The 20,160-nt window shown below is 71.8% G+C and carries 10 protein-coding genes and 1 pseudogene; 7 read left to right on the top strand and 4 right to left on the bottom strand.

The window, feature by feature from the left end:
- Window positions 1-35 precede the first annotated feature (35 nt).
- From OG711_RS10185 to OG711_RS10165, 5 genes and pseudogenes are all read left to right on the top strand, one after another.
- On the top strand, window positions 36-1,364 hold the full coding sequence (locus OG711_RS10185; protein ID WP_073789487.1) for a class I SAM-dependent RNA methyltransferase: 1,329 nt from the start codon (window positions 36-38) through the stop codon (window positions 1,362-1,364).
- Between the two features lie 620 nt (window positions 1,365-1,984).
- Window positions 1,985-3,547, top strand: a complete 1,563-nt coding sequence (locus tag OG711_RS10180; protein ID WP_329559115.1) for a TIGR02677 family protein — start codon at window positions 1,985-1,987, stop codon at window positions 3,545-3,547.
- Window positions 3,544-4,782: a TIGR02678 family protein gene (locus OG711_RS10175; protein WP_329559114.1), complete on the top strand. Its 1,239-nt coding sequence runs from the start codon at window positions 3,544-3,546 to the stop codon at window positions 4,780-4,782. Before OG711_RS10180 ends, OG711_RS10175 begins: the two co-directional genes overlap by 4 nt.
- Window positions 4,783-4,820: 38 nt before the next feature.
- Window positions 4,821-8,906 carry a TIGR02680 family protein gene (locus OG711_RS10170; protein WP_329559113.1) on the top strand — a complete coding sequence of 1,362 codons (4,086 nt, stop codon included), beginning with the start codon at window positions 4,821-4,823 and terminating at the stop codon, window positions 8,904-8,906.
- Window positions 8,798-10,138 (top strand): annotated as a pseudogene (locus OG711_RS10165) (TIGR02679 family protein). Before OG711_RS10170 ends, OG711_RS10165 begins: the two are co-directional and overlap by 109 nt.
- Before the next feature lie 372 nt (window positions 10,139-10,510).
- Here OG711_RS10165 and OG711_RS10160 read toward each other — a convergent pair.
- A complete protein-coding gene (locus tag OG711_RS10160; RefSeq protein ID WP_329559112.1) occupies window positions 10,511-11,200 on the bottom strand; it encodes a hypothetical protein in 690 nt (229 codons plus the stop codon).
- Window positions 11,201-11,638: 438 nt separating this feature from the next.
- Between OG711_RS10160 and OG711_RS10155 the strand changes: the two genes are divergently transcribed.
- Complete coding sequence (locus tag OG711_RS10155; RefSeq protein WP_329559111.1) at window positions 11,639-13,486, top strand: DUF4357 domain-containing protein; 1,848 nt, start codon at window positions 11,639-11,641, stop codon at window positions 13,484-13,486.
- Complete coding sequence (locus tag OG711_RS10150; RefSeq protein WP_329559110.1) at window positions 13,483-14,703, top strand: McrC family protein; 1,221 nt, start codon at window positions 13,483-13,485, stop codon at window positions 14,701-14,703. Before OG711_RS10155 ends, OG711_RS10150 begins: the two co-directional genes overlap by 4 nt.
- Before the next feature lie 330 nt (window positions 14,704-15,033).
- Here the strand turns inward: OG711_RS10150 and cydC are convergent, their stop codons facing one another.
- The 3 genes from cydC to cydB form a co-directional block, all read right to left on the bottom strand.
- Entirely contained in the window at window positions 15,034-16,773 is a 1,740-nt protein-coding gene (gene cydC / locus OG711_RS10145) for a thiol reductant ABC exporter subunit CydC (RefSeq protein ID WP_329559109.1), read from the bottom strand.
- Window positions 16,774-16,835: 62 nt separating this feature from the next.
- On the bottom strand, window positions 16,836-18,977 hold the full coding sequence (locus tag OG711_RS10140; RefSeq protein ID WP_329559108.1) for an ABC transporter ATP-binding protein/permease: 2,142 nt from the start codon (window positions 18,975-18,977) through the stop codon (window positions 16,836-16,838).
- Between the two features lie 81 nt (window positions 18,978-19,058).
- Window positions 19,059-20,111, bottom strand: coding sequence for a cytochrome d ubiquinol oxidase subunit II (gene cydB / locus OG711_RS10135; protein ID WP_329559107.1), 1,053 nt, complete (start codon window positions 20,109-20,111; stop codon window positions 19,059-19,061).
- Window positions 20,112-20,160: the final 49 nt, after the last annotated feature.

The following is a 20,160-nucleotide window of genomic DNA, read 5'->3' as shown; positions in this document are numbered from 1 at the left end:
CGCATTTCCTCACCCAGTAGTGGAGTCACCCCGCCATGCAGGAAGAACCGAAGAAAACGCTGGTGGGTCAGGAGTACGAGGTCGAGGTCGGGCCCGTCGCCCACGGCGGGCACTGTGTCGCCCGTACCGACGACGGTCAGGTGCTGTTCGTCCGGCACGCGCTGCCCGGGGAGCGCGTGCTCGCCAGGGTCACCGAGGGTGACGAGGACTCCCGATTCCTGCGCGCGGACGCCGTGAAGGTGCACGACCCGTCCAAGGACCGCGTGATGGCCCCCTGCCCGTACGCCGGGCCGGGCCGCTGCGGAGGCTGCGACTGGCAGCACGCCAAGCCGGGCGCGCAGCGCAGGCTCAAGGGCGAGGTCGTCACCGAGCAGCTCCAGCGGCTCGCGGGGCTCACCCCCGAGCAGGTGGGCTGGGACGGCACGGTGATGCCCGTCGAGGGCGACAAGCTGCCCGTCGGCCAGGTGCCCGCGTGGCGCACCCGGGTGCAGTACGCGGTCGACACGGAGGGCCGTGCCGGGCTGCGTCGCCACCGCTCGCACGAGGTGGAGCCCGTCGACCACTGCATGATCGCCGCACAGGGCGTGACGGAGCTGGGCGTCGAGGCGCGGCAGTGGCTGGGCATGGCGTCGGTCGAGGCGATCGCCGCGACGGGGTCCCAGGACCGTCAGGTGATCCTCACCCCGCGCCCCGGGGCGCGGCTGCCGCTGGTGGAGCTGGACCGTCCGGTGTCGGTGCTGCGGGTCGACGAGCACGACGGCGGGGTGCACCGGGTGCACGGCCGCCCCTTCGTCCGCGAGCGGGCCGACGACCGTACGTACCGGGTGGGCAACGGCGGCTTCTGGCAGGTCCACCCCAAGGCGGCGGACACCCTGGTGAAGGCGGTCATGCAGGGCCTGCTGCCCCGCAAGGGCGACACCGCGCTGGACCTCTACTGCGGTGTCGGCCTCTTCGCCGGAGCGTTGGCCGACCGGGTCGGCGAGCAGGGCGCGGTGCTGGGCATCGAGTCGGGCAAGCGGTCGGTGGAGGACGCCCGGCACAATCTGCGGGACTTCCCCCGGGTACGGGTGGAGCAGGGCAAGGTCGAGCAGGTGCTGCCCCGCACCGGCATCACCGAGGCCGACCTGGTCGTCCTCGACCCCCCGAGGGCGGGCGCGGGCCGCCGCACGGTCCAGCACCTGGCGGGCCTCGGCGCCCGCAAGATCGCCTACGTGGCCTGCGACCCGGCCGCCCTGGCCCGGGACATCGCGTACTTCGCCGAGGGCGGGTACAAGGTGCGGACGCTGCGGGCGTTCGACCTGTTTCCGATGACGCACCATGTGGAGTGCGTGGCTATTTTGGAGCCGGTGAAGAAGGACGCGTGAGCTGGGGTTTGCCGGTGTGCGTGAGGTGCGGTGGGGGGGCGTTACGGGCGGTGTCCTGACGCGCGTTCGGCCCTCGTCCCGGCGCGTGTTCTGACGGATCGCCAGCACCGTGTTCGAGCAGGTCACATAGGCGCCGGGCCCGCGTCCCGAGACGTGGCATCGTGAAGTCCTGACTGTTCGCTGCCATGGTTTGCCAACGCCCATGGCAGCGGAAACCGTCCGCGAGCGCCCCTGGATACCCCGGGGACGGGCGTGGACGACTGCTTCCGGTAGTGCTGGCCCGCGTCGGTGCGTCCGGCGCTCCACTGTCCCCGTCGCCCGGCCCCAGCAGCCCGCGCCCCTGCGGAGCCCGACAGCTGGTCCTGTAGGGCTGTTTTCCCGGAGACGATTCGGGCACCCCTGCCCGATCGACCGCAACACCGCTGGCCGACCTTCGTCGAGCTGCTGCTTCACATGGTCTCCGCCTCGGTCGATCGGGAGATCCGCATGCTGCCTTCCACGGCCTGGCATCCTCCGGAGCCCGGTGGGACAGAGGTCCGCAAGATGACATACCGGTGTGAATCGGCCAACTGTTTCCGACCCTGTCTGCGATCCTGTTCGCTGCGGGACAATGGCCGGCAATGACCGCCACCACCATCTCCCGGGAACCGCTGCCGTACGGGTTCAGCCCCTTTGCCCACCTCACCGTGCAGAACACAGACCTCTACCGTCAGGTGATGGGGGCCTTCGTCGTCGCCAAGGAGCGCTTCGCCGTACACCTGCGCCCCGAGGATGTGTACACGGCCCTGCCGGCCGAGGTGCGTCCCCCCGACCTGGACGCCTTGGTGAAGGCGCTGGAGAGCCTCGTGGGCTGGGGCAATCTCCGCGCCGATCCCGACACCGCGCGTGTCACCGCCGTGGAGGACTTCTACCGGAAGCGGTTCATCTACCAGCTCACCCGGGCCGGGGAAGCGGCCGAGGAAGCCCTGGGCGTATACGACGACGCGCTCGGGCGGCGTGGCGCGCTGCAGGCCGTCGCCCTGCACGACATCATCACCCAGTTGCGGGCCCTCCTCGTGCTGGCAGCCGAGGAACAGCCGGATCGGGCCAAGATCCACCTGGCTCTTGACGTACTGGCCAGCCGGTTCGCAGCCCTGGCCGACAACGCCCGCGCCTTCATGGGGTCCTTGCAGCAGACCATCGACCTTCATGACGTCGGCGAGGAAGTGTTCCTCGCCTACAAGGACCGGCTGATCCAGTACCTGGAGCGGTTCATCCAGGATCTGATCACCCTCGGCGGGCGCATCGCCCGCCTGATCCTGGAACTGGAAGACGCCGGACGTATCGAACCGCTGCTTCGGGCAGCCGCTGCCCGTGAGGCTGCCGACGCCTCACCGGAGGAGGCGGACCACGCCGAGGGGGAGGCGTACCAGCGCTGGTACGGGCGCTGGACCGGGCTCGCAGCGTGGTTCATCAGCAGGGAGGGGCGTGAATCGCAGGCCAGGCTGCTGCGCGGTCGGGCCCTCGGCGCGATTCCCCAGCTCCTCGCGGTCGTACGGTCGCTGAACGAGCGCAGGGCCGGGCGCTCGGACCGGTCCGCCGACTTCCGAACCCTTGCCCGGTGGTTCGCCGAGGCCCCGGATGACGACGCCCGGCACCGGCTGTGGCGCACCGCCTTCGGGCTGTACCCCGCACGGCATCTCACCGTCGATGCCGGGACCCTCGCCGCCCGCGCAGCCCTGCCGGTCCCCACGGCCACTCCCTGGGCCGACGCCGAGCCCTTGCGGATCAGCCCGCAGCTGCGCCGTACGGGCAGCTATGAGCGCCGCGGCAGGCCACGCAGGGTCGAGAGCCGGGAGGAGTCGCGCCGCAGACTCGCCGAGGTGGCCGCCAAGCAGGCCGCCGAGACCGCGGCGGCACGCGCCCGGCTCGTCACCGACGGAATCACCCGGCTGTCCGGACTCGGTGAACTGGACCCGGCTTCCTTCGGGCTCTTCCTCCAGTTGCTCGGCGACGCGCTGGCCACCTGGCGGCCCGGTATGCGCCACACCGTGGCCACCAGCAACGACGGCTCCATGGGGATCCGGCTCAGCGCGCTCGCCGACGGCGGTACGGCAGAGATCCGGACGGCTGGGGGCGCTTTCCGCGGTCCCGACCACCTCATCGAGATCATCGACCTCACGGACGGAGGCGAGGACCGATGAACAGCAACCCGCTCGCCGAGGTGCTCGACGGCCAGCACGCGGCTGACCTTCGCAAGGCGGCTCGTGCCCTGCTGAAGCAGCCACTCCTGCTCGCCCGCGGCCGATACGCCGACGAGTTCCGTCTCGTCCGTCGGCACGCCTCGGAATTGCGCGAATGGTTCGACCGCAACACCGGTTGGTCCCTCCAGACGGATGCCGAGGCGGCTCGGCTGCGCAAGATACCCGGCGTCCTCAGCGACCCCACACACCCCGCGCGTGATGCGACCCGTGCGGCGGCCCCCTTCACACGCCGCCGATACGTCCTGCTCTGCCTCGCCCTCGCCGCCCTCGAACGAGGTGAGGCCCAGATCGCCCTCGGCCGCCTCGCCGACCAGGTAGTCCTCGACGCTGCGGACCCTCACCTCGCCCGCGCGGGCATCCAGTTCACCTTGGACCGCCGCGACGAGCGCCTCGACCTCGCCGCTGTGGTGAGGCTCCTGCTCAGCCTGGGTGTGCTGCGGAGGGTGGCCGGCGACGAGGAAGCGTACGTCAGCGGAGCGGGCGACGCGCTGTACGACGTGGAACGGCGCGTGCTGGCCGGGCTGCTCGCCGCGCGGCGCGGCCCCTCCACCGTGCACGCCGAGGCTTTCGCGGACCGCCTCGCCGAACTCGTCGCCGAGACCGCTCTGGACAGCGACGAACTGCGCTTCCGCGCGATGCGGCGCTCGCTGACCCGCAGGCTCCTGGACGATCCGGTCCTTTACTACGACGAGCTGACCGACGCGGAGCTCGGCTACCTCACCCGGCAGCGCGGGTTCCTCACCGCCCGGATCACCGAGCTGACCGGTCTGGTTCCGGAGGTGCGCGCGGAGGGCATCGCGATGGTCGACCCGGACGACGACCTCACCGACGTCCGGATGCCCGAGCAGGGAACCCACGGTCACGTCACGCTGCTGCTCGCCGAGTACCTGGCAGCCTCGGACGCTCCCCTCACCACCCATCAACTGGGGCTCCGGGTCCGGGACCTCGCCGCCGAGCACGGCGGATTCTGGGCCAAGTCCGCGCGGGAACCCGGCATGGAAGCCGAACTCGTGGAGCAGGCCGTCGCCCGGCTCGCCGCCCTCGGGCTGGTCTCCCGTACCGCCCACGGCGTGGCACCGCGCCCAGCCCTCGCCCGGTACGCGGTCGGCGAGGCCGTCGTACTCGAACCCGGCACCTCACGTATGCCCGCGCAGCGAAAGGCCAGCAAGCCGTGACCCGCCTCCCTGATCCCCTGCGCTCCCGTTGGCAACCCTTGCGCATCGGACTCGTCGACCTCTTCCACTACGACGTGGAGGAGTTCCACTTCAAGGATGGTCGCCTGCTCCTCCGGGGGAACAACGGCACCGGCAAGTCCAAGGTGCTTGCCCTGACACTGCCCTTCCTGCTCGACGGCGACCTCACCTCACGCCGTGTCGAACCCGACGGCGACCCGGGCAAGCGGATGGAGTGGAATCTGCTGCTCGGCGGCGAGCACCCGCACTCCGAGCGGCTCGGCTACACCTGGATCGAGTTCGGCAGGGTGGACGAATCCACCGGCGAGCGGCACTTCCGTACGCTGCTCTGCGGACTGAAGGCAGTCAGCGGGCGGGGTATCGCACGCCATTGGTACGCACTCACCAGTCAGCGCGTCGACCACGGTCCGGCACCCGCCGCCGAGGCGTCTCTCAGCCTGCTCGACGCCACCGGCACGGCCCTGTCCAGGGACCGTCTCGCTGAGGCCCTCACCGGGCACGGCATGGTGTACGACCAGGCCAGGACCTACCGCAGGGCCGTTGACGAGGCCCTCTTCGGACTCGGCGAGCAGCGGTACGGCGCTCTGGTCGACCTGCTCATCCAGCTGCGCCAGCCCCAGCTGTCCAAGCGCCCGAACGAGGCAGCCCTGTCCCGAGCCCTCACCGAGGCCCTGCCGCCCATGGACCAGGCGGTCATCGCCGACGTGGCCGAAGCCTTCCGCTCCCTGGACGAGGAGAAGGAGGAACTGGCGGCCGCCACCGCCGCGGAGCGGGCCGCCACAGCCTTCCTGGACCACTACCGGCGCTATGCCCGGATCGCCACCCGCCGACGCGCCCGCACCCCACGCGGGGAACACTCCCGCTACGAACACATCCAGCGGGACCTCGTCGAAGCACAGGCCCAGCAGACCCGTGCCCAGGAGGCACGGGCGGCGGCGGAAGAACGGATCACCGCCCTGGAAGAGACCCGGGCACGCTTGCGGGCCCAGGACGCGGCCCTGCGCGAGGGCCCCGAGATGCGCAGTGCCCGGGAGCTGGAGCAAGCGGCCAAGGAGGCGGAGCGGACCGATCGCGCCCGCATCCAGGCCCGGGACGACCGGCACCAGGCCGCGGGCCTGCACTCCCGGGCGCTCGGGCGGCTCACCACGGCCGAGAACCGGCTGGGGGCGGCCGAACGGCTTGCCGAGGACACCTTCCGCACCGCACGGGAGGCGGCCGCCGCCGCACGTATCGACCTACCGGGGGACGACGGGCAGCGGTGGCCTGAACTGCGGCTCGCGGCCGACCAGTCGATGGATCGCGGGCATCGTGCGCTCGCCCATGCGGAGGACCTCGCGGAGACGGCTGAGCGGGCGGCCCAGGGGCAGCGGCAGGCTTCCGTCCGCCTCGACGAGGCGGATACCGACCTCGACCAGACCGTCGCGGCGCAAGGCCAGGCGGAGGAAGCAGCCGCACGGGCAGCGCGGGCACTGCTGGACGACGTACGAGAGAACGCGCGCGCCTGGACCGAGCTGGTCTGCCCCGACCCGGTCGGCCTGCTCGACGAACTCCAGGACTGGACGCGACACCTCGACGGGCCCTACCCGGCCCGCGTGCACGCGGCACGAGCGCACAGCACGGCCTCGGCGCGACTGGCGGACGAGGCGGCCGACGCGGCGCGCCGGACGGCGGAGCTGGAGGTACGTTTCGGCCGGTTCCGCGAGGAACTCACCATGCTGGAGGCCGGCGGCCGACGAGGTCCCCGACCGCCGCTCAGCCGCACACCCGGCCTGCGCGAGCGGCTCTCAGGCGCACCCCTGTGGCGACTGGTGGACTTCCACGACCACCTCCCGGAAGCGCAACGCGCCGGACTGGAGGCGGCGTTGGAAGCCTCTGGACTGCTTGACGCCTGGGTGCTCCCCGACGGCACCGCCCTCGCCGCGGACGGGTACGACGTACTCCTCGCTCCGCTGACCGGGCCGGTGGCCGGGCCCTCGCTCGGCGGGCTGTTGCGCCCAGCCGTGGACAGCGGCGACGCGCAGGCCGCGGCGGTGGGCGAGGACACAGTCGCACGACTGCTCGCCGCCATCGGCGCGGGAGGCGACGGCGGAACGGACACATGGGCGGGGCCGGACGGGCGCTTCCGGGTCGGCCCGCTGACCGGCCGCTGGGCCAAACCGGCCGCCGAGTACGTCGGGGAGGGGGCGCGGGAGGCGGCGCGGCGGGCCCGCATCGCCACCTTGCGTGCAGAACTCGGCGCTCTCAGACTTGAGTCGGACACCCTCGTGGCGCGGTCCGAAGGGGTCGCCGCACGCCGCCGCACCCTCGATGCCGAGCTGGCCGGCGTACCCGAGGAGAGCCCGCTCACCCGGGCGCACGCCCAGGTGACCGCTGCCGTCGAGGCGGTGCGTCGCACTCGCTCACGGCGCGAGGAGCGAGCCGCCGACCTCCTGGAAGCGGCCGGGCGGGCCGAAGCGGCCACCACCGAACTCGCGGGAACCACGGCCGAACTCGGTCTGCCGGCCGACCGCGCGGGCCTTGCCGAGGTGCGCCGGGCCCTTGGGTCCCTCGCCTTGTCCCTGGCCGCCTTGTGGCCGACCCTGCGTGAACGCGATGAGGCGGCCCTCCAGGCCGAGGAGGAACGCACCGAGGTCGCGCAGGCCGGGGAGCGGACCGCCGAACTCACCTGGCGCGCCGACGAGGCCGGGCGCGAGGCGGTGGCGGCCGACGAGCGGCACGCCACCCTGCGCTCCACCATCGGCGCCGCCGTCGTCGAACTCGAACGCCGCCTCACCGAGACCGCCGAAGCCCTGCGGGCCTGCGAGGCGGATCAGAGGACCACCCGGCAGCGCCATGGCGACGCCGACCGGGAAGCGAGCAAGGCCGAAGGCCATATCGAGCGTCTGGAGAAGAACCTCGCGGAAGCCGCCGGGACACGGGCGGAAGCCATCGCGGGACTCCAGCGGTTCACCGCCACCGGCTTGATCAAGGTCGCCCTGCCCGATCTGACGGTGCCGACGGCGGGGGACGCACCCTGGGCGGCCACCCCGGCGATCGCGCTCGCCCGAGCCGTCGAGTCCGGGCTGGCGTCGACCGACGACTCGGACAGCGCCTGGGAACGCGTACAGCGTCGACTGAGTGAGGAACTCAAGACCCTTCAGGACACCCTGTCCCGGCACGGGCACACCGCCTCCGCCCGGATGGTGGAGGACGGCATGGTCGTCGACATCGTCTACCAGGGCCGTGGACGCGCCGTACCGGAGCTCGCGGCGGCACTCACCGCCGAAGTCGGCGAACTCACCCGTATCCTCTCCGCCCATGAACGGGAGATCCTCGAAACCCATCTGATCACCGAGGTCGCGGGTACCCTCCAGGAGCTCATCGGGGCCGCCGAACGCCAGGTGCGGGACATGAACGCCGAGCTGGATAACCGCCCCACCTCCACAGGGATGAAGCTGCGGCTGGTCTGGCGGGCCTCCCGCAAAGCCCCCTCCGGTCTCGCCACCGCCCGTGAGCGGCTGCGCCAGTCCGCTGACGCCTGGACCCCGGAGGACCGGGCGGCGGTGGGTGAGTTCCTCCAGACACAGATCGCCCGGCAGCAGTCGGACGACACCTCCGGCAGCTGGCTCGAACACCTCACCGCCGCGCTCGACTACCGGGCCTGGCACGAATTCGGGGTCGAGCGGCACCAGCACGGCCGCTGGGTCCCGGCCACCGGCCCGGCCTCGGGTGGCGAGCGCGTCCTTGCCGTGTCCGTACCGTTGTTCGCCGCGGCTTCCTCGCACTATGCGAGCGCCGGCAGTCCGTACGCGCCACGCCTGGTCACCCTCGACGAGGCTTTCGCGGGAGTGGACGACGACTCGCGCGCCAAGTGCCTCGGCCTGCTGCACGCGTTCGACCTGGACGTGGTGATGACGAGTGAGCGCGAGTGGGCATGCTACCCGCAGGTGCCCGGCGTCGCCATCGCCCAACTCTCGCGGATCGACGAGGTGGCGGCGGTACTCGTCACCCGCTGGGAATGGGACGGCAACCGAAGGATCCGCCGAGAGGACCCGGTGCGGTCGCAGACTCCGAAAGCGGGCCCGCTCGCGGAGGCGACAGCCGGGCCGGAGCCCCTGTGGACCTGACGTCCGCCACCGGCCCGGTCGACGGTGCCCGGCTGCGCCGTCTGCTGGGAGATCCCGCCCTCGACTGGCTGGTCGACCGGGTGCGTCGGCGCTTGGAGCGTGAGCAGCCTCTCACCGGACCCGTCTCCCTCAGGGCGCCCATGCCGGACCAGCGGGCCGCGGCCGAGCTGCTGTTGGGCCGCTCCCCCGGAAGGGGGCGCTCCCTGACCATCCGGCTCGACGAGGTGGACGCCGTCCTGCGCCGCTCCGGGATCAGTCCCGGGGGCCTGGCCGCAGCGGTCGTCGCGCTCACCGGGCCGACCGTCCTGCTCGGCCCGTCCCGCCAGGCCGAGGAACGGGCCTGGCAAGAGGCGTTCGCCGTGACCGACGCTCTCGCGGACCGGACCCCGGGCCTTGCCGGATGGGCGGGCCGGCTCCGGGGCGACGGCCTGGTACGCCGCCTCGCCGGCACGTCGGCCGCAGCTCAAGACCTCCTGGATCAGGTCGCCACTGTTCTGAGTGCTCTGCCGGTAGACCCGCCCGTCTCGCTTCCCGCCTTCGCGGCACGGCTGCTCGGTGGCGCCCACGCCCTGGACGACGGCACCCCTTTGGCCACCCTCACCCTCTCGGGCATCCGAGCGCTGACAGGCTTTCCCGACGGGACGGGCGCCGCATGGCGCCGGGAGGCGTGGGCATCAGCGGGTCTGCTCCGCGACGAGCTGTCCTCGACGGTCCTGACACTGAACCTGCGGGGCACGCCCGCCATGGACTGGATGGCCGACGCGGGCGAGCCGTCCGTCCTCACTCTCCGTCAGCTCATCCGCTGCCCCGTCGCCCTTTCCGTCCCGTCGGTGTGGATCTGCGAGAACCCGGCGGTCCTCGCAGCGGCAGCCGACGTCCACGGGCCGGATTCCGCTCCGCTGGTGTGCGTCCAGGGATAGCCGTCCGCCGCGGCGCTCACCCTCTTGAGCCGGCTGAACGAGGGCGGGGCAGCACTGCGATACCACGGGGACTTCGACTGGGGCGGGCTCCGTATCGCTTCCGCACTGCTGCGTCGCGTGCCCTGGCGGCCCTGGCGCTATACGGCTGCCGACTACCGTGCCGCAGCGCTCGCAAGGCCCGATGGCCTGCCACTCGCGGGGCCGCCGGCTGAAGCTCCCTGGGACCCGGATCTGCGGCAGGCCCTCTTGCAACTCGCTGTACGAGTCGAGGAGGAGACGGTCCTCGACGTGCTGCTGTCCGACCTTGCGTGAAGTCGGTGGTGAGTGTCGTCGGACATGCCTGTCGGCAGTTGCGATCGGGGTGTACGGGAAGAGGGAGGGAAGGCGCCCACCAGGCACGAGAACGGCTCCACGTGCTGGCTGGAGCACTTGTTCATGGACGCGGACGGCTGCCGACCCTGGTGGAGGTCAGGCGGGCACCCGAACCTGCATACGGCGGAAGTCGTGGCTGGACAATCGGCTACGCGGCCGACGGGGCACGTGACTGGGACGGGTTTGCCGCCCGGGGCTCAGCCAGGTGCCATCAGGAGAGATCTCCTTTCTCGGGCGATTCGGGACGCGGTATCCATCGGATGGTGGGTCCGTACCCGCAGGAGGGAAGAACCGCTCGTCGATGTGACCGGGCTAGTCGAGGTCCCGTTTGCGCTCCGCGAGACATCGGAGCCAGAGTGCGTACGCGCGGCGGGCCTCATGAACCGACTCGTCGGCGAACACTGGCTCGGCGAAGCCGACGTCGGCCGCCTGTCGCACCACGCGCACCAGATGGGCAGCCACATCGCCGAGCCGCTCGGCGTGGGCGTGCCGCAGCCGTGGTGCCAGCTCCGCTCCCCGTGCGGCCATGGCTATCAAGTCCGTGAACCTCTCCTCGTCCTGGTAAGCAGAGGGGAGGCCGGGAAGGTCGACGGACGTGAGGGGCCGGACCGTGGACGGTGTCTGTCCGGCTTCCTCCTCGCGTCCGAGGAGGCGGTTCAACAGGGTGCGTGGGCCGTCCGTGTCGCGTACGCGTGCGGACGTGGCTGCCAACGCGTCGAGCTGGGGAGGGATCTCGTCTGCCGCCTCGGCCGCGAGCAGTTCGCCCAATCGGTCGGCGATGGCACGGCCTGTCTCCGATGCCTCGTCGATGACTTTGTCGCAGTCGTCGAGTTCAGTGAAAGCCCGCTCGGCCGTGCGCACGGCCGCGAGCACCATGGCAGCCTTGTCGCCGTCGAAGCGGCCCACCGCCTGGGCCAGCTGAGAGCCCGTCATGGAGACAGCGGCGGCCAACTCGTCGGTGTGCGGATGCCTGGCCGTGCCCTCAGGTGTTCTGATTCCCACCGTTTCCCCCTTGCTGTGACGGTGTCCTCGCTGTAGATCATGGGCAGCGGTTGCCGCCTGAGGCAATCCATGGCCGGAACCCGTGGCTACCCGGTGCCGTCGTTGGCCGGAAATGGGTTACATCCCGTCACAGTCGATCATCCGGGCCACAATGCCTCCATGCCCATCCATGAACCGAGGCGGTCGGCTTCAGCGACGGAGGTCGCGGGGGCGAGGACGATCCTGTCCCGGGCCTTGCCCGGACCCGGGCACCCTGGTCGGTCCACGCCCGATCGGGCAGACACGTGTTCCCAGCCGACCCCCGGTCACCGGCTACCCCGGTTGCGCGCCGACCGTGCAGGTCGCGGGCGCTCGGCCGCCTGACCGCCACGCCACGCCACCGTACCCTTCGCAAGATCGACCGAACGAGTCACCGCATCAACACGGACGAGGAGCCCGATGGGCGAGGAATACCCGGAGTTCCAGTTGCGCCTGCCGCACGGCGGGCCGACGGCACACGGGCGGCTGCTCTCCGAGATGGGGACCAACGGCAGCCAGAAGATGGTCGTGCTCGCCGGGTCCCCGGCCCGCCCGGATGTCGTGCCCTCCTTCCTCCTGCGGACGCCTTCCTCACACAGGCTGCGGGAGAAGCTGATCGCAGAAGGCGCGATACGCGAGACCACCACTTTTCCAGGATGGCTGGAGGTCGTCCGGGACGTCGAGTGCAATTCACCGTCCGCCGCGGGCGACATCCTGATGGGGCGCAGCAGCAACGGATGGCTCGAGTGGAAGACCGCTGACGGCCGGCCGCTCGCCGATTTTCTTGAGCAGGTCTGGTCGGGTCCCAGTCGCGCGTGGCTCGTGAGGGGCGTCCACCCCGCGGGCCCGGACCTCGTGCAGCGGGTGTGGCTCCCTGAGGGCAGGGTGACGCTCGCCGCGCCCTGGCTTCGGCCGGAGGTCGTCCAGGGCGTCAGCAAGGAGCAACTGCGCACCTTCGTCGACGAGGACTACGAGTCGACCGCTGCCTACAACGAGAAGGTGCAGCTCGTCGACGAACTGCATGCCTTCTTCTCCCGGATGCGGCCGGGGGACACGGTGTGCGCGGTCTCCGAGGGCCGCCTCTACATCGGAGAGGTCACCGGAAGCGTCGAGCAGCGCGTCGCCGAGGACGGCGGCAGTAATCTGCGGCGGCCCGTGGAATGGGGCAGGGAGGGCTTCGCGCTGGAGACCCTGCCCGAGGAACTCCGCCTGCGGCTGTTGCTGAAGCACGAAGTGGTCGACCTGACGACGTCCAAGGCCATCATCGATGGTCTGGGCGTCAGTGATGAAGAGCTCGTGGAGGAGGCCCGGGACACCACAGCCGAGTCCGGAGCCGAGCCCGCGGCCCTCACCGCTCGTCGCGAGGTGGAGCTGCCCCGGCCCACGGAAGAGCTGCGGGAGAGGCTCAACGTCCATCACGTGGACTGGTTGCAGGAGATCAGGGATCTCGTGGAGGACGAGAAGCAGCTGATCTTCTACGGCCCGCCCGGGACGGGCAAGACCTTCCTCGCGCAGGAGATCGCCGAGTACCTCGGTGCCGGGCGCGAGCAGGTGAAGCTGGTCCAGTTCCACCCCTCCTACGCGTACGAGGACTTCTTCGAGGGATTCCGTCCCATCGAGGACCCCCAGACACACGAGGTCGCCTTCCGCCTCACCGCCGGCCCGCTGCGTGAGTTCGCCAAGGTGGCCGGCCGTGAGGGAAACCGGCACGTCCCGCACTTCCTGATCATCGACGAGATCAACCGGGCCAACCTCGCCAAGGTCTTCGGTGAGCTGTACTTCCTCCTGGAGTACCGCGACCGCTCGGTTCGGCTGACCTATTCGGGGGAGGACTTCTTCCTCCCCCGGAACCTGTTCATCATCGGCACCATGAACACGGCCGACCGCTCGATCGCCCTCGTGGACGCGGCGATGCGACGGCGCTTCGCCTTCGTCGAGCTGTCTCCGCGTATCGAGCCGACCGCCGGGCTGCTGCGCCGCTGGCTGGCGGCCGAGGGCAGGGGTCCCGAACCGGCCGAACTGCTCGACGCGCTCAACGCCCGGATCGATGACGCCGACTTCCGGATCGGACCCTCCTACCTGATGAAGCCGGGAGTCTTCCGGGACGGCGGGCTGGATCGGACGTGGCGGACCAAGATCCTTCCGCTGCTGGAGGAGCACCACTACGGCGACGACGTGGACATCGAAGGCCGCTACGGGCTGCCGGCGCTGCGCCGTGCGGTGGCCATGGGCCAAGAGAAGACGAGTGAGGGGTTCGACCCGGAGTGACAGTCGTCGTCTCCCTCGTCGAGCACGCGCCTGCCAGGGGGTTCCCACTGCCGGACGCGGTCGGCCGCGCGCTGGCCGGCCTGAAGATCCTCGGAGAGGCCGCGCCCGACGCCCATGAGCCGGGAGTGTGGCGTCTGCGTGCGGGGAGCCGTGTCGGGGCGATGGCCGTCGCGGTTCCCGGTGTGGAGACGGTCACCGTGCGGATCACCCCCAAGGTGCCCGTCCCACGCCTCTTCTTCCTGCTCGGCTACAGCAAGGACCCACACGGCTGGCGGGACGGCACGGTCGATGCTGCCGAGCACACCGAACTGCTCCCCGCTCTTGCCCATGCCGTCGAACGGCAGACGGACCGGGCTCTGGGACGGGGCCTGCTGCAGGGCTACCGGAGCGTCGAGGAGTCGTCCTTCGTCGTACGGGGCCGCATTCGGGAGACCGAGCAGATCCGGCGCCGGTTCGGCATGTCTCTGCCGGTGGAGGTGACATACGACGAGTTCACCACCGATATCGCCGAGAACCGGATTCTGCGTACCGCCGTCGATCGTCTGCTGCTCCTTCCAGGTGTGCCCAAGGCCGTACGGACGCGCCTGGTGCACCAGAGGGCACGGCTGGCGGACATCACACCGGTCGTACGGGGACAGGCGCTCCCGCTCTGGCGACCGACCCGTCTCAACACCCGCTACCACCAGGCCCTCCACCTCGCCGAGGCTGTTCTGGCCGGATCATCCGCCGAACATCGGCCCGGCGGGCTGCGCATCGACAGCTTCGTCTTCGATATGAACCGCGTGTACGAGGACTTCGTGTGCGTGGCGCTGCGGGAGGCGATGCGGCCCTACGGCGGACGGAGTGTCCTTCAGGCCAGGGGCACGCACCTGGACGAAAGCGATTCCGTGCGCCTGAAGCCGGATTTCCTCTGGTACACGGGCGCAGGGGTGCCAGGCATAGTCGCTGACGCCAAGTACAAGGTCGACAAGCGGCGGAGCTATCCGAACGAGGATCTCTATCAGATGCTGGCCTACTGCACCGCGTTGGGGCTGACCGAGGGCCACCTGGTCTATGCGAAGGGCAATGCGCCGCACGCCAGTCACCGGGTACGCCGTGCCAGGACGGTCCTGCACCAGCACGCCCTCGACCTGGACCAACAGCCGGCACTTCTGTTGGCGGAAGTCCGGGCACTGACCCGGCGTATGGTCACGGGTGCCGGTGAAGGCGGCTTGTGACAGTCGATGTACGGCATGAGCTGGTGGTGGGGTCCCACAGGCCGTGTTGGTCGAACATCGCCATCAGCCTTGGTCGGCGTCTCTGAATCCGTTCGCAAGGTGGCCGTGCAAGTGGTGAACGCGTTCTCCACCGTCGCCGAGCAGGGCGTCCAGCAGCCCCGGAATGCCCTTGCGCACGGGGCCGAGGTCGTCAGCGGTGGTGGCCACCCGCGGTTCCGGTCGGCGGCGCAGAACGTGTACGGGTGGGCTTGTCCGTGGCGGGCGAGGTGTGCGAAGCCGTCGTCCTCCCGCCCTGACCATGCCGCTCCTGCCGCACGTCTCCACCGCGGACTACGGTCCGCCCGTTCGGACCGTCTGCCGTCCCCCGGCCGTGACCACCGCACCCCCCTCCAGTGTCACGACCCGGTCCGCCCCCGTGAGGCCCGCGCGGGCGTGGGTGATCAGGAGGGTGGTGCGGCCGTGGGTGGCGGTGAGGATGTCGGTGAGGACCGCGGTGGCCGTGGCCGGGTCCAGGCCCTCCGTGGGTTCGTCGAGGACGAGGACGGGTGGGTCGGCCAGCAGGGCCCGGGCCAGCAGGAGGCGTTGGCGCTGGCCGCCCGACATCGCCGCGCCGTTCTCGCCGAGGACCGTGTCCCAGCGGTCGGGCAGCGACTCGATCCAGTCCAGGAGCCGGGCCCGGTCCGCCGCCGCGCGCAGATCGCTGTCCGTGGCGTCGGGTCGGGCCAGGAGCAGGTTGGCGCGGATCGTGGTGTGGAAGACATGTGCGTCCTGGGTCACGCCGGTGATCGCGCGGCGGACATCGGTGCTCGCGCAGTCGCGCAGTTCGCGTCCGCCGACGCGGATGCTCCCCGACTCGTACGGGACGAACCGCATGAGCGCCGCGATCAGCGTCGACTTCCCGGAGCCGCTCGCGCCGCGCAGCACCACCCGGCGGCCGGGCGGCAGCCGCAGGTCCAGCCCGTCCAGTACCGGGGGACCGCCCGGGTGGTGGCGCACCCGCAGGCCGGTGATCTCCACGCCGAGCGGCCCGTCGGTGGGGAGCGGGACCGGGTCGGCGGGCTCGGTGACCGGGGGCGGGGTGTGGAGCAGGCCGGCCAGCCGGTGCGCCGACGCGCGTACCTCGGCGAGACGGCGGGCGGCGGCCGGCAGTGGCGCGAGCGCGTCGAAGGAGAGCAGCGCGAGGACCGCGAGCACGGTGAGATGCGGCGCGGGCACCGCGCCTGCCGCGTGGGCGCGCAGCGCGAGCCAGGTGACGCCGACCGTCGCGGCGCCCTGGAACAGCAGGACCACGGCCGAGGCGAGCGAAGCGGTCAGCGCTCCCTGGCGTTCCAGCGCGGCGATCCGGGCCGAGGCCCGACGGGCCCGCTCCTCGGCCCGGCCCCCCGCCCCGTACGCGGCGAGATCGGCCGCCCCCCGGGTCAGGTCGAGGGTGAGCGAGGCGAGTTCGGCGCGGGCCGCCTTCTCCGTCCGGCCCGTGCGACGGGACAGGGCGAGCACCAGCGCGGGCACGACGAGTCCCGCCACGGCCAGGGAGAGGCCGAGCAGGACACCCGCCTGCGGCAGCAGCACCGCGGCCGTCGCGGTGGCGGTGACCGCGACCGTGACGGCGGCCGACGCCGGGATCAGCACCCGCAACAGCAGATCCTGCGCGGCGTCGACGTCGTCCACGAGCCGGGTCAGCAGATCGCCGCTGCGAAAGGCCGGGGTGCCCGCCGGGGCCAGCGGCACCAGCGACTCGTACACCCGCGTACGGAATCCCGCCACGGCCCGCAGCGCGGCGTCGTGGCCCAGCAGCCGGTCGGTGTAGCGCAGCGCTCCGCGCCCCAGGGCCAGGGCCCGTACCGCGACGATCGCGACACTTACCGAGGCCAGCGGCGGCTGTTCGGCGGCGCGGGTGATCAGCCAGGCCGCGGTCGCCATCAGCGCGGCACCGGCGAGTTCGCTGCCCGCCGAGGCGAGCGCGGCGGGCAGCAGTCTGCGCCAGTACGGGAGCAGGTGGCGCAGCAGCCGGGAGGTGGGGCGGGGTCCGCGCGTACGGACGGGGTCCGCGATCCTGGGGTGGGGGGTCATGCGGTCGCTCTTCCGGGTCCTGAGGGCATCATCCCTACGGGCCACGAGGGCACCCTTTCGGGTCATGAGGCCACCTTTCCCTTCCCGGGTGCGGGTGCGGGTGCGGGTGCGGGTGCGAGTCCGAGTTCGGGTACGGGTTCGGGTACGAGCGCGGGTACGAGTTCCGGTTCAGGTCGGGGGAGGACGAGGCCGCCTGCCCGTACCGTGATGATCCGGTCGGCGTGGGGCAGCAGGCTCGTGCGGTGGGCGACCACGATCGAGGTCCGGCCGCGCATCAGGTCGACCGTGGCGCGGGTGACGGCGGCCTCGCTCTCCGGGTCGAGATGGGCGGTCGGTTCGTCGAGGAGCAGTACGGGGGCGTCCATGAGGAACGCGCGTGCCAGCGCGATCCGTTGACGCTGACCCGCCGAGAGCCCGGTGCCGTGTTCGCCGAGCGGGGTGTCGTACGCCTGCGGCAGGGCCTCGACGAAGAGGTCCGCCGACGCGGCACGGGCCGCCCGCCGCACCTCGGCGTCGCTCGCGTCGGGTCGGCCCAGCCGGATGTTGTCCGCGACGGACGCCGCGAACAGGTGCGGGCGCTGGGGCACCCACGCCACTTGGGCGCGCCACGCGTCGAGGTCGGGCCACGCGTCGAGGTCGGGCCTGACCTGGTCGCGCGGGCAACGGTTGGGCGGGCAGCGGTGGGGCGGGCAGGCGTCGGGCCTGGCGAGGTCGGGCGGGCAGGGGTCGGGCTGGCAGGCGCCGGGCGAGCAGTGGTCGGACGGGCAGGGGTCGGGCGGGACGGCGTCGGGCGTGACCAGGTCCGTGCCGCCGAGCGTGACCCGGCCCGACGCGGGTGCCACGAAGCCGAGCAGCAGCGCCAGGAGCGTGGACTTGCCCGCGCCGCTCGGTCCCACCAGGGCGATGTGTTCGCCGGGGCGCACGGAGAGGGAGACGTTCCGCAGGGCGGGCGCGGCCCGGTCCGGGTAGCGGACCGTGACTCCGTCCAGGCACAGAGGCGCCGTCCGGGCGTCGGGCATACCGCTGACCGGGTCACGGCGGGTGTCGCTGACCGGACCATGGCGGGTGCTGGCGACCCGGTCTTGGCGGGCACCGTTGACCGAGCCATGGCGGGCACCGCTGACCAGGTCCCGGCGGACGCTGCCGACCGGGCCACGGCGGGTGGTGTCGCGTACCGGACTGCGACGGGTGCCGCTTGCCTGGCCACGACGGGCGCCGTCTGCCCGGACACCGCCGGTGCCACGTCCCGGCTTCGGGGCCTCGTCGTCGAGGATCGCGAAGACCCGTTCGGCCACCGCGATGCCCTCCGCGCTGTTGTGGAAGGCCGCGCCCATCGCGCGCAGCGGAAGATACGCCTCGGGGGCGAGGAACAGCACGACCAGTGCCGTACGCAGGTCGGTCCCGCCGCCGAGCAGCCGCAGTCCGACCGGGACGGCCACCAGCGCCACGGAGAAGGTGGCGACCGTCTCCAGGACGAATGAGGACAGGAACGCCACCCGCAGTGTCCGCATGGTGGCCCGCCGGTGGGCGTCGGCCATCTCGCCCACCACCCGGGTCTGGTGCCGCTCACGGCCGAACGCGCGCAGCGTGGGCAGTCCGGCCACCACGTCCAGGAAATGGCCGCCCAGCCGTGCCAGCAGGCGCCATTGATGCGCGGTGCGGCGAGCCGTGTGCATGCCGACCAGCGCACCGAACACGGGGATCAGCGGCAGCGTCACGACGACGATCAGCGCCGAGGTCCAGTCGGTCCACCACAGCCAGCCGACGACCGTGAGGGGCACGACCGCGGTGGCCGCCATGGTCGGCAGGTACCCCACGACGTACGGGTCCAGGGCGTCGAGACCGCGGGTGAGCAGGGTCGCGGTCTCGCCGTGGCGGCGGGCCGCCATGTGTACGGGGCCGGTCTGCCGCAGCCGGGCGGTGATCCGGTCGCGCAGGCCGTGCTTGAGATCGGCCGCCGCGCGCTCCGCGAGCACCCCACGGGTCCAGCTCAGCAGGGCGCGCGACGTCATGACGGCACCCAGCGCGGCCAGGGTCGCCGTCCGGAACCCGTGCCCCGCGAAGCCGTCCGCGAGGACCGTCGCCAGCAGGCTCACCTGGACGACGACGAGCCCCGCGCCCAGCAGCGCCAGCACCGCCGAACACGTCATATGGCGGCGCAGCGCAGGCAGTTCCCGCAGCATGCGGCGTTCGACCGGCTTCATCCTGGGACCTCTCGTGACATCCGCGGATCGGGGGCAGTGGTGGTGAAAGTGGCCGGTGGCGGTGGCGGTGGCGGTGGTGGTTCAGAAGTAGCGGGGGTGACGGCGGCCCGTCCGGCCCCGGAAGAGCCACCAGCTCCACAGCTGGTACGCGAGGATCACCGGGATCACCACGACCCCGAACGCGGTCAGGATCGTCAGCGTGGCGCCGTCCGAAGCGGCCTGCTGGACCGTCAGTCCGCCGCCGGCCGTGTCGACCAGGACGTACGGGTACTGACCGGCCCCCAGGAGCGGTACGGGCAGCAGGGTCGCGGAGCACGTGGCCGCGAACGCCCGGATCCGGTGTCCGCGAACGAGGCACCACCAGGCGACGACGAGGGCCGTCGCGAACAGGGCGGCGAGGACCGCCGAAGCCGCCCGGTTCGTCATCGACGCGCCCGCGCCGAAGAGGGTCAGCAGCAACGCGAGGGAACCTGCGGCGCCCACCGCACGCAGCAAGGCGGTTCCCATCTTCCGTGCCCTGGCAGCGAGTTCCGGTTCCGAGCGCAACGCGACGAAGGCCGCCCCGTGTGCCGCGAACAGCAGCGCGGTGGTCACCCCGCAGGCCAGCACGAACGGCGTGAGCACGTCGTCGGTTCCGATCCGGACGTATCCGTCCGCCCGCCGTGGCACGCCATGGAGCAGCAGACCGAGGACGAGTCCCCAGCACAGGGCGGGCAGCGCGCCGCCGAACACGATCAGCGCGTCCCAGCGGCGGCGGCCCCGGGCGGTACGGGCACGACCACGCAGTTGGACGGCGGCGTTGCCCAGGACCAGACCGACGAGGATCGCCACGATCAGCGGGTACAGCCCGGACAGCAGGGTGCCCTCCAGGTACGGGAAGGCGCCGAACAGGACACCGGTGAAGGCGACCAGCCAGACCTCGTTGCCCAGGAAGAACGGTGCGATTGCGTCGAGGGCGGCGTTCCGGTCACCGAGGCCGTTCCTCCCTTGGGCTCCGGCGTCCTGGCCGTCCCGTGTGTCCCGGGAGCCGAGGAAGGGGTGCAGCATCTGCACGCCCTGGTCGTAGCCGCCGAGCACGAAGTACCCGGCGAGCAGCAGCCCGAGGAGGAGCAGCCAGAGGGTCTCCAAGCTCATCTCGCTCAACTTTCCATGAGAGGGGGGATCGTCCCGGCAGGTGGGTGGA

Origin of the sequence: Streptomyces uncialis (assembly GCF_036250755.1) — a bacterium.
GTDB lineage: Bacteria > Actinomycetota > Actinomycetes > Streptomycetales > Streptomycetaceae > Streptomyces > Streptomyces uncialis.
The sequence above is the reverse complement of the archived record's forward strand: the minus strand, read 5'-3'. Positions and strand labels throughout refer to the sequence as shown.